Genomic DNA, 13,441 nt, shown 5'->3' with positions numbered 1-13,441 from the left:
GGTCAGCCTTCCTGGAGGGTCGTGAGGCCGTGCTCGATGAAGACGGGCACCAGCTCGCCGATCCGGTCGAAGCCCGCACCGACCGTCTGGCCCAGCGTGTAGCGGTAGTGGATGCCCTCCAGGATCACGGCGAGCTTGAACCACGCGAACGCCGTGTACCAGGAGACGGATGACACGTCGCGCCCCGAGCGCGCGGCGTACCGCTCGATCAGCTCGGCCGGCTCCGGGTGGCCCGGTGCGCCCGCCGTGGTGCTGACGGGGGAGTCGGGCACCTCCAGCTTCGCGCTGTACATCACGAGCAGGCCCAGGTCGGTGAGGGGATCGCCGAGCGTCGACATCTCCCAGTCGAGGATGGCCTTGATCCGGTCGTCGTCGCCGATCAGGACGTTGTCCAGGCGGTAGTCGCCGTGCACGACGGTCGGCGCGGGCGAGCCGGGGAGTGAGCGTCCGAGCGACGCGTGCAGCTCGTCGATGCCGGCGAGCTCGCGGTTGCGGGAGGCGTCGAGCTGCTTGCCCCAGCGGCGCAGCTGCCGGTCCAGGAACCCTTCGGGCCGCCCGAAGTCGCCGAGTCCGACCGCTTCGGGGTCCACCGCGTGCAGGTCGACGAGGGTGTCGACGAGGCCGAGCACCGCGTCACGGGTGCGCTCGGGTCCGAGCGGCGCGAGTTCCTCGGCGGTGCGGTACGGCGTCCCCTCCACGAACTCCATCACGTAGAAGGGCGATCCGTCGGCCGCGTTGTTCTCGGCGGCCTCGCCCAGCAGTACGGGAGCGGGCACGGGCACGTCGGTCCGGTGCAGGGCCTCGATGACCCGGTGCTCGCGCTTCATGTCGTGCGCGGTGGCGAGGACGTGGCCGAGCGGGGGACGTCGCACGACCCAGCGCGAGACGCCGTCCGTCACGGCGTAGGTGAGGTTGGAGCGGCCGCCCTCGATCAGCCGCGCGGTGAGCGGCCCGCCGACCAGGCCGGGCCGCTCGCGGTCGAGGTGTCCGCGCAACTGGTCGAGATCGAGGCCCGGCGGGTGGTCTGAGCTCATTCTTCGCTCCTGATCGGCGTGGTGGTGGCGTGCCACCCCATGATGCCGACCAGTCGGTATGCCGTCCAGAGGTCCCCGCCTCAGGCATTCCGGCGAGCGGTCAGTGGTCGTCCCAGTGTCCGTCGTGCTCGGCGTGCCGGTGTCCGTCGTGGAGATAGTCCACGTGGTCGCCGTGCAGGACGGAGGTATGACCGCAGCCGTCCCCGTGCCGGTGGTCGTGCCCCTGGTGGGCGACGTGTCCCGCCGGCTCGCACTCGTCGTAGTGGTCGGAGTGCAGACGGTGCATGTGGCCGTCGTGCGCGTAGTCGACGTGGTCGCCGTGCGGCACCTCGGGGTGGCCGCAGGCCGGGCCGTGGATGTGGTCGTGCACCGGGTGTTCGTGGTGGAGCGTGGTCATGACGCGCACCTTCTGTGGGCCGGGAGGGGCTGTCCCTCTGCTGACCCTCTCAGGCTAGCCTCTGATGCCCTGTTGATGGCGTTATGGGAGCCTTGATGGTGTTTGGCGTTCTGACGTTCCGGCGTTCCCATGACCTCCGCGAAGGCGACTCCCATGAAGGCGATCAGCTACCGAAGCTACGGCGGACCCGAAGTACTCGAGTACGGAGAGGTGCGTGACCCCAAGGTCGGTCCCGACTCCGTCCTGGTGAAGGTGCGGGCCGCGGCCGTGAACCCCGTCGACTGGAAATGCCGCGAGGGCCACCTCGACGGCCTCCTGGAACCGGTCTTCCCCGTGATCCCCGGCTGGGACGTCGCGGGCGTGGTGGTCCAACCGGGCGCGTCCGCACCGGAGTTCGCCGTCGGCGACGAGGTCATCGGCTATGTGCGCGAGGACTTCCTGTCGCGCGGCACCTTCGCCGAGTACGTCGCGGCCCCCGTGCGCACCCTCGCCCGCAAGCCCCGCAACCTCACCTTCGAGGAGGCCGCGGGCCTGCCGCTCGCCGGTCTCACCGCCTACCAGGTCATCCACCAGGCCCTGCGGGTGACCGAGGGTGACGTGGTCCTCGTGCACGCGGCGGCGGGCGGTGTCGGCTCGATCGCGGTGCAACTCGCCCGGCACGCGGGCGCCCGCGTCATCGGCACCGCGAGCGAACGCAACCACGACTTCCTGCGCGAGCTCGGCGCCGAGCCGGTCACGTACGGGGACGGGCTCGTCGAACGGGTCCGCGCGCTCGCCGGGGAGGGCGTCGACGCGGCCTTCGACACGATCGGCGGCGACACCCTCAAGGCGTCCGCCGAACTCCTCGCGCCCGGCGGCCGTCTTGCGTCCATCGCGGACGGCGGGGTGGCCGCCCTGGGCGGCAGCTACTGCTTCGTGCGGCCCGACGCCGCCGACCTCCAGCGCCTGTCCGAGCTGGTGGAACAGGACGTCGTGACGGTCCACGTCGACGAGACGTTCCCGCTGGAGCGGGCGGCCGACGCGCACCGGCTGAGCGAGAAGGGCCGCACCCGCGGCAAGGTCGTGGTGACGGTGGACTGGGAGGAGTGAGGTCCCGAGGACCCTCCTGGGACGAGCCGCAAGGCTCCGGGGGTCTGCCTCAGACGAGCATCAAGGCCGCGCACACCGCGAGCGCGAGCGTGCACAGAGCCGCCGACCACGCGGACCGGAACGGCAGGGTCCGCGGCTCGCGCGAGGTCAGGGCGACCATCCTGCGGTGCGCGACCGCCAGGAAGCCGAGCCAGAGCAGCAGACACACCGCGCAGGCGAGGACGCCGAGCGCGGTGGTCCCGTCGTGCAGCACCGCACGGGCGGCGAGGACGGCCGCGACCGTGCACGACAGCGTCGTACGCCGCCACGCGAGGCGGGTGCGCTCCGGTTGCAGACCGGGGTCACGGACCTGCCCGTCGCCCGGACCTGAGGGCGTCACCCCTCCCACCCGAAGAGCACGACCACCACCATGGCGAGCGCGACCACCGCGACCGCCAGACTCAGCACGGTCGGGAAGCGGCCGGCCGGCAGGTCCTCGCCGCGCCGCATGGCGCGCTCGCAGCGCACCCAGTGGTTCACCGCGCGCAGCGAGCACAGGACGCCCGCGCCGAGCAGCGCCAGGGCGAGTCCGATCCGCCACCCCCACCGCAGGTCCGGCAGGAACTGGTCGACGGCGAAGCCGCCCCCGATCAGCGCGAGGGCGGTGCGCAGCCAGGCCAGGAAGGTCCGTTCGTTGGCGAGCGAGAAGCGGTAGTCGGGGGTTTCGCCCTCCTCGCGGATGCGCTCCGGGGCGAACCACAGGCGCAGATTCTGTACGAAATTGCTCACGGCCGCACCATAAGCCGTGGCCAGCCGTGGCCAGGCGTGGCCAGCCGTGGCCAGGCATGGTGTGGCGGACAGGCTCTCAGCTCGCGCGAAAGGCCCGCAGGCGGTGGTGGGCGTCGAGGCCGTCCGGCACCCACTCCCATTCGTCGAGCCGCCGCTCCAGCTCGTCCTCCGTGACGAAGGCGTGCCAGGCGACCTCCTCGGCCTGCGGGTTCACCGGCAGCTCGCAGCGCACTTCGTAGACGTACGACCACCAGGTGCGCCCGGCGCCGTCGTCGTACAGGAACTTGAACAGCGGTGTCGGGCGGGGCAGCCCCTGGACGCCCAGCTCCTCCTCCGCCTCGCGCAGCGCCGCGTCGTCGTACGACTCGCCCGCCCCGACCACGCCGCCCACGAACAGGTCGTACATCGAGGGGAAGACCAGCTTGGTCGGGGTGCGGCGGTGCACGAAGACACGGCCCTCACCGTCCCGGACCTGGATGAACGCGCAGCGGTGGCGCAGGCCGCGCGCGTACGCCTCACCGCGCGGGGCCTCGCCCACCACGTCGTCGTTCTCGTCGACGATGGTGATCATCTCTGCGCCGTGGTCGGGCACGGGTGCGCTGTTGGCCGTCATGCCGACCATCCAACCCCACCCCGGCCGCGGCACGGGGAGCGGGTTCACTGCCCCATGACGTACTTGACCGTGGGTCCTGCCGTCCAGCCGCCGTCGACGGCCAGTTCGGCGCCGGTCACGTAGGACGCGGCGTCGGAGAGCAGGAAGACCGTCGCGCCCGCGATCTCGTGCGGCTCGCCGACCCGGCCCATCGGCGTGTTGGGGTACTTGCCCTCGCCCTGCTCGATGCCGACCTGGGCGGTCATCGGCGTGTACGTCATGCCGGGGTGGACGGAGTTGACGCGGATGCGGGCCGTGCCGAGCTCCACCGCGCCGATCTTGGTGAGACCGCGTACGCCCCACTTCGACGCCCCGTACCCGGCGGTGAGCGCGAGGCCCATCAGGCCCGCGGCGGAGGAGACGTTGACGATCGAGCCGCCCCCGGCCTCCTTCATGGCGGGCACGACGGTCTTCATGCCGATGAACACGCCGGTGAGGTTGATGTCGAGGACCTTGCGGAAGTGCTCGACGGACTCGGACTCCAGGAACTGGCCGGTGGATATGCCGGCGTTGTTGACCAGGCCGTGGATCGCGCCGAACTCGGCGACCGCGAGATCGGCGACGCGCCGCCAGTCCTCCTCGGACGTCACGTCGTGGTGCGCGAAGCGGGCACGTGCGCCGAGCGCGGCGGCGGTGGCCTCGCCCTCCTCGTCGAGCACGTCGGTCAGGACGACGCAGGCTCCCGCGGCGACGGCCTGGCGGGCCGCCTCGGCGCCGAGGCCGCGCGCGGCGCCGGTGATGACGACGGTCCTGCCGGTGAGGTCGTGCTGGGTCATGGGGTGTCTCCAAGGGTGGATCGCGGGGCCCGCAGCAGCGCCGCGGTGGTCTCGACGAGGTCGGCGAGGAAGAGGTCCTCGCCGGTCAGGGGGGTGGTGCCGGCCAGGTACTGACGGGCCCGGTCGCTCATGGCGGCGCCGATCATCGTGAGCGCGAGGTCGAGCCGTTCCAGGCGGAGCGGCTCCGGGAGGCCGGGGGCCGGGCGGGTCAGGCACTCCTCGAGCCGCCCGATCAGGGTCCAGTAGACGGTGCCGTCGATGGTGGGGTGCGGGGTCCGGGTGCGGACGCCGCTCTCGTGGCTGAGCTGGGCGGAGATGCGCAGGCAGCGGCGCCCGCGCTCGGTGCGCAGCTCGCCCGCCTCCGTGTTCACCAGGGCGGTCAGCAGTCCGCGCAGGTCCGCATCGGCGCCCCCGACGCGCTCCAGCTCGGCTGCGAGCACCCGCTCGGTGCGCTGCTGGCGTGCGGCCATCACGGCGTCCAGGAGGCCGCCGCGCGAACCGAAGTGGTACTGCACCGCGGAGGGGTTGCTCTGCCCCGCGATCCGCACGATGTCCCGCAGCTGGGCGCCGTCCACGCCCTGGGCGGCGAAGACCTCCTCGCCGGCGCGGATGAGCTTCTCCCGGGTCTCCGGGCCCGACGTCCTTGCCATGAGGGCATGTTAATGCTGGCCATTATTAAAAGCGAGCACAGGTTGCCCCTTCGTGTCGGTTGACGTGGGTCACGCCGCTGCCCAGGATCTGACCTGTGCGGGACATGACCCGCCAGTAACCTTGCGGGACCTTGTCGAGGAGGACGACCTCTATGGCGTACGACGCAGATGTGATCGTGATCGGGGCAGGGCTCGCCGGACTGGCGGCGACCGCGGAGCTCGTCGACGCCGGCCGCCGGGTCATCCTCGTCGACCAGGAACCGGAACAGTCGCTCGGCGGCCAGGCGCACTGGTCCTTCGGCGGCCTCTTCTTCGTGAACTCGCCCGAGCAGCGGCGGATGCGGATCAAGGACTCCCACGCGCTCGCCCTCCAGGACTGGATGGGCACGGCCGCCTTCGACCGGCCGGAGGACCACTGGCCGCGCAAGTGGGCGGAGGCGTACGTCGACTTCGCCGCCGGTGAGAAGCGGCCCTGGCTGCACGGGCAGGGCGTCAGGTTCTTCCCCGTCGTCGGCTGGGCCGAGCGCGGCGGCTACGACGCGCAGGGCCACGGGAACTCGGTGCCGCGCTTCCACATCACCTGGGGGACCGGTCCGGGGCTCCTCGCGCCGTTCGTGCGGCGGGTGCGGGACGGGGCGGCGCGCGGCCTCGTCCAGCTGAAATTCCGGCACCGCGTCACCGGGCTCTCGCGCAGCGCGGGCACCGTCGACACGGTCACCGGCGAGGTCCTGGAGCCGTCGGCCGTCGAGCGGGGCAAGGCCAGCGGCCGCGCGGTGGCCGGGAGCTTCGAGTTGCGGGCCCAGGCGGTGATCGTCACCTCGGGCGGCATCGGCGGCAACCACGATCTCGTACGCGCCAACTGGCCCGAGCGGCTCGGCACCCCGCCCCGCAAGATGATCTCCGGGGTCCCCGCGCACGTGGACGGCAGGATGCTCGGCATCACCGAGGACGCCGGGGCGCGCCTCATCAACCGCGACCGCATGTGGCACTACACCGAGGGCATCGAGAACTGGAACCCCATCTGGGAGCGGCACGGCATCCGCATCCTGCCGGGCCCCTCGTCCCTGTGGCTGGACGCGCGCGGCAGGCGCCTGCCCGTGCCGCTCTTCCCCGGCTTCGACACGCTCGGCACCCTCGACCACATCATGAAGACCGGGTACGACTACACGTGGTTCGTGCTCAACCAGCGCGTGATCGGCAAGGAGTTCACCCTCAGCGGGTCGGAGCAGAACCCCGACCTGACCGGCAAGTCGGTGCGCGGCGTCATCGACCGGGCCCGGTCCGAAGTGCCGGGCCCCGTCAAGGCGTTCATGGACCACGGCGTCGACTTCGTGGTGGAGAAGGACCTCGGCGCCCTCGTGCGCGGCATGAACGCGCTCACCGGGGACTCGGCCGATCCCCTCATCGACGAGGAGGAGCTGCACCGCACCATCGCCGCCCGCGACCGCGAGATCGCCAACCCCTTCACCAAGGACCTCCAGGTGACGGCCGTCCGCGGCGCCCGCAAGTTCCTCGGCGACCGGCTCATCCGCGCCGCGACCCCGCACCGCCTCCTCGACCCCAAGGCTGGCCCGCTCATCGCCGTCCGCCTCAACATCCTCACCCGCAAGACCCTCGGCGGCCTGGAGACCGACCTCTCCTCGCGCGTCCTGACCGAGGGCGGCGAGCCCCTGCCCGGCGTGTACGCGGCCGGGGAGGCCGCCGGGTTCGGCGGCGGGGGAGTGCACGGCTACCGCTCCCTCGAAGGCACCTTCCTCGGCGGCTGCCTCTTCTCGGGGCGCACCGCGGGCCGCGCCGCCGCCCGGGCGGTGAACTGAGCACGGCTCCACCACCGGTTGAGCAGCTCTTTACCCAAGGGGGATAGGCGAGTTCACCCAGGTCGCGGGCGAAGTCTGCGGATTTTGAAATGAGTTGGTGAAGAACGGGCACCGCCGGGCCTTGACGTGGAGCGGTGCCTACCGCTTTGCTGTGCGTGATCATCCGCTCGCAAGCCGCGCCGGGGAGGACGTCCCGCGGTGTCACCACCCCCACCCCCACTGGGCCGTCCCCGTAAAAAGTCCGCGGGGCACGCCTTCGACGCCGCACTCGGCGACGCCGAACTCGTCACCGCCCGCACGGCATTGGCGCAGGGCCGCTGGACCGAGGTCCGCGCGCTGCTCGCCGCCACCGGCGACGACTGGGACCGCAGGGGACACCGCTTCGACGTGCTGGGCCAGGAACCCACCACCACCGCGTGGGCGCGCGACTGGCAGCTCGCCGAGCCCGAGAGCCACGACGCCGACGTGCTGCTCGCCTTCGCCGCCGTGCACAAGGCGCTGCGCGGCAAGGAGCGTTCGGACCGGGTGCGCGCCCGGTGCCGGGACGCCGCCGCGCGCGTCCCCGCCGACCCGACGCCCTGGCTCGCGCTGCTCCTCCTCGAACGCTCGCTGGGCCACGAGGAGGACGTCGTACGCCTCTTCGACGAGATCCGGCACCGCCACCCCGAACACCACCACGCCCACCACCTGATGGTCGCCCGGCTCGCCGAGCGGCGCCCCGGCGCGGGCCAGGACCCGATGCACGAGGTGTACGACTTCGCGGCCTGGGCCGCCGAACAGGCGCCCGCCGACTCGCCGCTGGCCGTCCTGCCCGTCGTCGCGCACGCCGAGCGCTTCCGCGTCCTCGCCGCCGCGGGCCTGGAGCCGGCCGACGCGGCCGCGTCCGGACACTGGGTCGGGCGGCGCGCCCGCGGCGTCATGAAGACCGCCTTCGACTGGTGGCTGGAGTGGGAGACGCCCGACGACCCCGCCCACCCGCGCCTCCTCGTCGACCTCAACTTCCTCGCTCACGCGAAGTCCTGCGAGGGCAGGGCGGCCGAGGCCGCCGCACTCTTCCACCGCATCGGACGGCACGCGACCCCGGCCCCGTGGTCGTACCCGGACCGGGACCCGTACGAGGCCTTCACCGCCGCGCGGGCCACCGCGTTCGGCGCGGCCTGAAAGCACCCCCTCCCCGAAAGGACCACCGCGCCATGGCGACGGGAAGTTCGAGCCCGAGCGGCACCAGACCTGTCAGTGCACCGACGGGTGACACCGGGATCAGCACGTACAAGGGGCAGGAGCAGGCGCTGCGCGCGGGCCGGCTCGGTACGGCAGGACTGCTGCTCTCCGTGCTCGCCGCGACCGGCCCCCTGATGGTCGTGGCAGGCGTCATGCCCACCACCTACGGCGTGATGGGCATCGTCGGGCAGCCCCTGCTCTTCCTCATCCTCGGTGTGGTCCTCGCGCTCTTCAGCCTCGGGTACGCCGAGATGAGTCGGCACGTCCACAACGCCGGCGCCTTCTACGCGTACATATCCCGCGGGCTCGGCGGCACCGCGGGCGCGGGCGCCGCGCTGGTCGCGCTCGTCGCCTACAGCGCCCTCCAGGCGGGCCTGTACGGACTGCTCGGCTTCGAGGTGTCCGGGCTGCTGCAGACGTACTTCGAGGTCGAGGTCGCCTGGTGGATCCCGGCGCTGATCACCGTGGCCCTGGTCGGCGTCCTCGCCTGGCTGAAGATCGACCTCAACGCGCGCGTGCTCGGCGTCCTGCTCCTCATCGAGGTGGCGCTCGTCGTCATCTTCGACATCGCCGCCGTCGCCGACCCGGCCAAGGAAGGCCTGTCGCTGCACGCGTTCAACCCGGACACGCTCACCGGCGCGGGCGTGGCCACCTCCCTCTGCTTCTGCATCGCGGCCTTCACCGGCTTCGAGCAGGCCCCCGTGTACGCCGAGGAGACCAGCCGCCCGCAGGTCGTCGTCGCCCGCGTGATGTTCTTCGCCGTGGGCTTCGTCGCCGTCTTCTTCGCGTTCAGCTCGTGGGCGCTGACGGTCGCGGCGGGCCCGTCCGGCATCGTCCCGGCCGCTCAGGAACAGAGCGCGGGCCTGCTCTTCGGCCTCACCGAGTCCCGGCTCGGCGGCACCTTCACCGACGTGCTCCACGTCCTGTTCGTCACCGGCATGTTCGCGGCGATCCTCAGCTTCCACAACGTCGTCGCGCGGTACGCGTTCGCGATGGGCCGCGAGGGCCTGCTGCCCGCCGCGTTCGGCCGCACCAACACCTCCACCGGCGCCCCCGGCACCGGCTCGCTGCTCCAGACCGTCATCTCCGTCGTGGTCGTGGTGGGCTTCGCGGTCGCCGACGACGGCACGGCGGGCGACCCGACCGCTCCCGTCCTCCACCTGTTCACCTGGGGCGGCAACATCGGCGCGCTCGGCGTGATCCTCCTGATGGCCACCGCGTCCGTCGCCGTGATCGTCTTCTTCGCCCGGCGGGGCGCGGCGCGCGCCCAGGCGTGGCGGATCGCCGCGTCCGCGCTCGCCGCGGTCGGCCTGCTCGTCATCGCCGGCTACACCGTCAAGGACTTCGACGTCCTGGTCGGCGCGGGCGAGGGCTCCGCGCTCAGCTGGGTGCTGCCCGGTGTCATCTTCGCCGCCGCGGTGATCGGCGTCCTCTACGGCCTGATCCTCCGCTCCAGGAACCCGGAGGCGCATGCGCGGATCGGGCTCGGGAACGAGGCGTTCCAGCTGGAGAAGGCGTCCTCCTCGCCGGAGGCGTAACGGTTCCACGGGGCTCGGTCGGTCACCGGCTTCGCCGAGTTCGTCCTCAATCGCCGGACGGGCTGGATATGCCGACGGCCGCGCTGGAACTTCCAGCGCGGCCGTCGGCATATCCGGCTATGGCGGTGAACGCTAGATGATCAGCGACAGCAGCAGGACCAGCGCTCCCGCCACCACGGAGATGATCGTCTCCATGACGGACCACGTCTTGATCGTCTGGCCGACGTCCAGGCCGAAGTACTCCTTGACCAGCCAGAACCCCGCGTCGTTGACGTGGGAGAAGAACAGCGAACCCGCACCGATCGCGAGTACGAGGAGCGCCGTGTGCGAGGTCGACATGTCGGCGGCGAGCGGTGCCACCAGACCCGCCGCGGAGATCGTCGCGACCGTCGCGGAGCCCGTCGCGAGCCGGATGGCCACCGCGATCAGCCAGGCCAGGAGCAGCGCGGGGATCGACCAGTCCTTGGAGAAGTCCAGGATCATCTGGCCCACGCCGACGTCGATGAGCGTCTGCTTGAAGCCGCCGCCCGCGCCCACGATCATCAGCACGCCCGCGATCGGGGCGAGCGACTTCTCGACGGTCGTCGACAGCCGGTCCTTGGTGAACCCGGCCGCGCGGCCCAGCGTGAACATGCCCACGATCACCGCGGCGAGCAGGGCGATCAGCGGCGACCCGATGACGTCGAAGACGCGCTGCACGGTGGTCTCGGGGTCGTCGACCACGATGTCCACCAGCGCCTTGGCCAGCATCAGGACGACGGGCAGCAGCACGGTCGCCACCGTCGCGCCGAAGCCGGGACGCTTCTCCAGGTCCTCCGAGGGGCGCTGCGGGATCATCTTCTCGGGGGCGGGTACGTCCACCCAGCGGGCCGCGACCTTCGAGAACAGCGGGCCCGCGATGATCACCGTGGGGATCGCGACGAGGACGCCGAGCGCGAGCGTGACACCGAGGTTGGCCTTGACCGCGTCGATCGCGACGAGCGGGCCGGGGTGCGGCGGGATGAGCCCGTGCATCACGGACAGTCCGGCCAGCGCCGGGATGCCGATCCGCATCAGCGAGTAGTTGCCGCGCTTGGCGACCATCAGGACGACCGGGATCAGCAGCACGATGCCGACCTCGAAGAAGAGCGGCAGCCCGATCACCGAGGCGATGAGGACCATCGCCCAGGGCATCGCGCGCCCGCCCGCCTTGGCGAGGATCGTGTCGACGATCTGGTCGGCGCCCCCGGAGTCGGCGAGCAGCTTGCCGAGGATCGCGCCGAGCGCGATGAGTACGCCGACGCCCGCGACGGTCGAGCCGAGCCCGTTCGTGAAGCTCGTGATGGCCTTGTCGAGCGGGGCTCCCGCGAAGGCGCCGAGCGCCAGCGACCCGACGGTCAGCGCGAGGAACGCGTGCAGCTTGAACTTGGTGATGAGCAGGACGATGACGGCGATGCCCGCGAGGACGGCGATCCCCAGCTGGGCGTGGCCCGCCGAGGTGATCGGCTCGACGGACTCCGCTGCCAACATCTCGACGCTGAGATGGGTCACGGTGGCTTCCTTGTACGTGGGTGCGGGGTGCGCCCCGTCAGGGGCGCGGGGAACTGCGCGACCAGCCACAAGCGGCCCGCAGATCAAAAGCCTTCCGGCGGGAGCACTCAGCCGAGTCGACTGAGCGCCTTGACGGCCCGATCGGCGATGTCATCCGGACTGCCGGCGACGTCGACGCCGACGCCCGCCTCATCCGCCCCGAGAGGCTGAAGCGTGGCGAACTGCGAGTCGAGCAGCGCCGTCGGCATGAAATGCCCCTGCCGATGCGACATCCGGTCCTCGATGAGCTTCCGGTCACCGGTGAGGTGTACGAAGACGACGTCAGGGGCGACCGCGCGCAGCCGATCCCGATAGCTCCGCTTCAGCGCCGAGCTGCTGACCACTCCGCCGAGACCGGCCCGCCCGTGCGCCCAGGCGCCGATGGCGTCGAGCCAGGGCCACCGGTCGTCGTCGGTGAGCGGTGTGCCGGAGGACATCTTCGCGATGTTCTCCGCCGGGTGGAAGTCGTCGCCCTCGGCGTAGGGAACGCCGAGCCGGTCCGCGAGCAGGGGCCCGATCGTGGTCTTGCCGGTCCCTGCCACGCCCATGACTACGACGACGTGAGGGGTGCGTTCCTGCATCGGTCCTGCCTCGCTGTCTTCATCGACATCGGTCGGTTGTTCACGTCACTGAAACCCATTAGGTCTGACGAATTCAAGAGTCTGTGACGTAAAAGTCTGACTTATTGTTCCCGTGCTGCTCCTCGTAGGCTTTCGCCATGACCGCACACGCCCGAGGGCTGCACTCCCGCGTACTGGAAAGCCTCGGGCCCGCCATCACCGCCGGCGAGTACCCGCCGGGCAGCGTGTTGCGCACGGACGAGCTGGGCCAGCGCTTCCAGGTGTCACGCTCCGTGATGCGGGAGGCGGTCCGGGTCCTGGAGTCCATGCACCTCGTCGAGTCCCGCCGCCGCGTCGGCGTGACCGTACTGCCCACCGAGCAGTGGAACGTGTACGACCCGCAGGTCATCCGGTGGCGCCTGGCCGGTGCCGACCGGCCCCGGCAGCTGCGCTCCCTGACCGTCCTGCGGTCCGCCGTCGAGCCGGTCGCCGCGGGTCTCGCCGCCCGGCACGCCACGGCCGCCCAGTGCGCCGAGCTCACCGAGTGCGCCCTCGGCATGGTCGCCCACTCGCGCGGACACCAGCTGGAGGGCTACCTCAGTCACGACGTCGCCTTCCATCGGGTCATCCTCAACGCCTCCGGCAACGAGATGTTCGCCCGGCTCGGCGACGTCGTCGCCGAGGTCCTGACCGGACGTACCGCGCACCAGGTGATGTTCGAGGACCCCGACCCGCCCGCCGTCACCCTGCACGTCCAGGTCGCCGAGGCGGTCAGGGAGGGCGACGCGGTGCGCGCGGAGGCCCTGACGAGGGAGATCGCCCTCGGCGCCCTGGAGGAGCTGGACATCCTCGCGCCCTGAGATCCCGGCCCGCACACGGTCGGCGACAATGGACGCCATGTCCCGACGCGCGCCACGCCCCACCGCCACGCCCTGCCCCTGCGGGCAGCCCCTGTCGTACGAGAAGTGCTGCGGCAGGCTGCACCGGGGCGAGGCCGCCGCGGTCACCCCCGAGGAGCTGATGCGCTCCCGCTACAGCGCCTTCGCCGTACGGGACGAGGGCTACCTCCTGCGCACCTGGCACCCGCGGACCAGGCCGCCGCGCATCGACTTCGACCCGGCGCTGCGCTGGGTGGGCCTGGACATCGAGGCGACCACGGAGGGCACGGCCTTCCACACCACGGGCTCGGTCACCTTCCGGGCCCGCTACACCGACAGCGGCCGCCCCGACTCCCTGCACGAGAAGAGCCGCTTCGAGCGCGTCGACGGAGCGTGGGTGTACGTCGACGGCACGTTTATCGACTGAGGGGCCGAAGGCGCCGCCAAGGGGCGCGGGGCTCTGACATGTGCGGCTCCGCCGCGTGGGCGCGA

The 13,441-nt window shown here is 71.7% G+C and carries 15 protein-coding genes; 6 read left to right on the top strand and 9 right to left on the bottom strand.

What is annotated here, in order from left to right; all coding sequences use genetic code 11:
- Positions 1-2: 2 nt before the first annotated feature.
- Entirely contained in the window at positions 3-1,034 is a 1,032-nt protein-coding gene (locus AB0N81_RS15235) for a phosphotransferase family protein (protein ID WP_365358277.1), read from the bottom strand.
- Between the two features lie 100 nt (positions 1,035-1,134).
- The gene (locus tag AB0N81_RS15230) at positions 1,135-1,431 is read right to left on the bottom strand and encodes a hypothetical protein (protein ID WP_365358276.1); all 297 of its coding nucleotides are present in this window, start codon (positions 1,429-1,431) and stop codon (positions 1,135-1,137) included.
- Between the two features lie 153 nt (positions 1,432-1,584).
- On the opposite strand from AB0N81_RS15230, the gene AB0N81_RS15225 reads away from it, so the two are divergent.
- Complete coding sequence (locus AB0N81_RS15225) at positions 1,585-2,520, top strand: NADP-dependent oxidoreductase (RefSeq protein ID WP_365358275.1); 936 nt, start codon at positions 1,585-1,587, stop codon at positions 2,518-2,520.
- Between the two features lie 49 nt (positions 2,521-2,569).
- Here AB0N81_RS15225 and AB0N81_RS15220 read toward each other — a convergent pair whose 3' ends face one another.
- From AB0N81_RS15220 to AB0N81_RS15200, 5 genes are all read right to left on the bottom strand, one after another.
- Entirely contained in the window at positions 2,570-2,899 is a 330-nt protein-coding gene (locus tag AB0N81_RS15220; protein ID WP_365358274.1) for a DUF202 domain-containing protein, read from the bottom strand.
- Positions 2,896-3,288, bottom strand: coding sequence for a DUF202 domain-containing protein (locus tag AB0N81_RS15215; RefSeq protein ID WP_365358273.1), 393 nt, complete (start codon positions 3,286-3,288; stop codon positions 2,896-2,898). Before AB0N81_RS15215 ends, AB0N81_RS15220 begins: the two co-directional genes overlap by 4 nt.
- Before the next feature lie 76 nt (positions 3,289-3,364).
- The gene (locus AB0N81_RS15210; protein WP_365358272.1) at positions 3,365-3,901 is read right to left on the bottom strand and encodes an NUDIX domain-containing protein; all 537 of its coding nucleotides are present in this window, start codon (positions 3,899-3,901) and stop codon (positions 3,365-3,367) included.
- 44 nt (positions 3,902-3,945) lie between these two features.
- Positions 3,946-4,716 carry a glucose 1-dehydrogenase gene (locus AB0N81_RS15205; protein ID WP_365358271.1) on the bottom strand — a complete coding sequence of 257 codons (771 nt, stop codon included), beginning with the start codon at positions 4,714-4,716 and terminating at the stop codon, positions 3,946-3,948.
- A complete protein-coding gene (locus AB0N81_RS15200; protein ID WP_365358270.1) occupies positions 4,713-5,366 on the bottom strand; it encodes a TetR family transcriptional regulator in 654 nt (217 codons plus the stop codon). Before AB0N81_RS15200 ends, AB0N81_RS15205 begins: the two co-directional genes overlap by 4 nt.
- Before the next feature lie 152 nt (positions 5,367-5,518).
- On the opposite strand from AB0N81_RS15200, the gene AB0N81_RS15195 reads away from it, so the two are divergent.
- The 3 genes from AB0N81_RS15195 (at position 5,519) to AB0N81_RS15185 (ending at position 9,942) form a co-directional block, all read left to right on the top strand.
- A complete protein-coding gene (locus tag AB0N81_RS15195; RefSeq protein ID WP_365358269.1) occupies positions 5,519-7,183 on the top strand; it encodes an FAD-binding dehydrogenase in 1,665 nt (554 codons plus the stop codon).
- A gap of 198 nt (positions 7,184-7,381) precedes the next feature.
- Positions 7,382-8,344, top strand: a complete 963-nt coding sequence (locus tag AB0N81_RS15190; protein ID WP_365358268.1) for a hypothetical protein — start codon at positions 7,382-7,384, stop codon at positions 8,342-8,344.
- A 32-nt stretch (positions 8,345-8,376) separates the two neighbouring features.
- Positions 8,377-9,942 (top strand): APC family permease, encoded by a 1,566-nt coding sequence (locus tag AB0N81_RS15185; RefSeq protein WP_365358267.1) that lies wholly within the window; start codon positions 8,377-8,379, stop codon positions 9,940-9,942.
- Positions 9,943-10,074: 132 nt separating this feature from the next.
- Here AB0N81_RS15185 and AB0N81_RS15180 read toward each other — a convergent pair whose 3' ends face one another.
- Together AB0N81_RS15180 and AB0N81_RS15175 are read right to left on the bottom strand one after the other, a co-directional pair.
- A complete protein-coding gene (locus AB0N81_RS15180; RefSeq protein ID WP_365358266.1) occupies positions 10,075-11,472 on the bottom strand; it encodes a gluconate:H+ symporter in 1,398 nt (465 codons plus the stop codon).
- A gap of 107 nt (positions 11,473-11,579) precedes the next feature.
- Positions 11,580-12,092, bottom strand: coding sequence for a gluconokinase (locus tag AB0N81_RS15175; RefSeq protein WP_365358265.1), 513 nt, complete (start codon positions 12,090-12,092; stop codon positions 11,580-11,582).
- A gap of 137 nt (positions 12,093-12,229) precedes the next feature.
- On the opposite strand from AB0N81_RS15175, the gene AB0N81_RS15170 reads away from it, so the two are divergent.
- Both AB0N81_RS15170 and AB0N81_RS15165 read left to right on the top strand, forming a co-directional pair.
- Positions 12,230-12,931: a FadR/GntR family transcriptional regulator gene (locus AB0N81_RS15170; protein ID WP_365358264.1), complete on the top strand. Its 702-nt coding sequence runs from the start codon at positions 12,230-12,232 to the stop codon at positions 12,929-12,931.
- A gap of 37 nt (positions 12,932-12,968) precedes the next feature.
- Positions 12,969-13,376, top strand: a complete 408-nt coding sequence (locus AB0N81_RS15165; protein WP_365358263.1) for a YchJ family metal-binding protein — start codon at positions 12,969-12,971, stop codon at positions 13,374-13,376.
- Positions 13,377-13,441: the final 65 nt, after the last annotated feature.

The sequence above is a fragment of the Streptomyces sp. NPDC093510 genome (assembly GCF_040683555.1).
Lineage (GTDB): Bacteria > Actinomycetota > Actinomycetes > Streptomycetales > Streptomycetaceae > Streptomyces.
The sequence above is the reverse complement of the archived record's forward strand: the minus strand, read 5'-3'. Positions and strand labels throughout refer to the sequence as shown.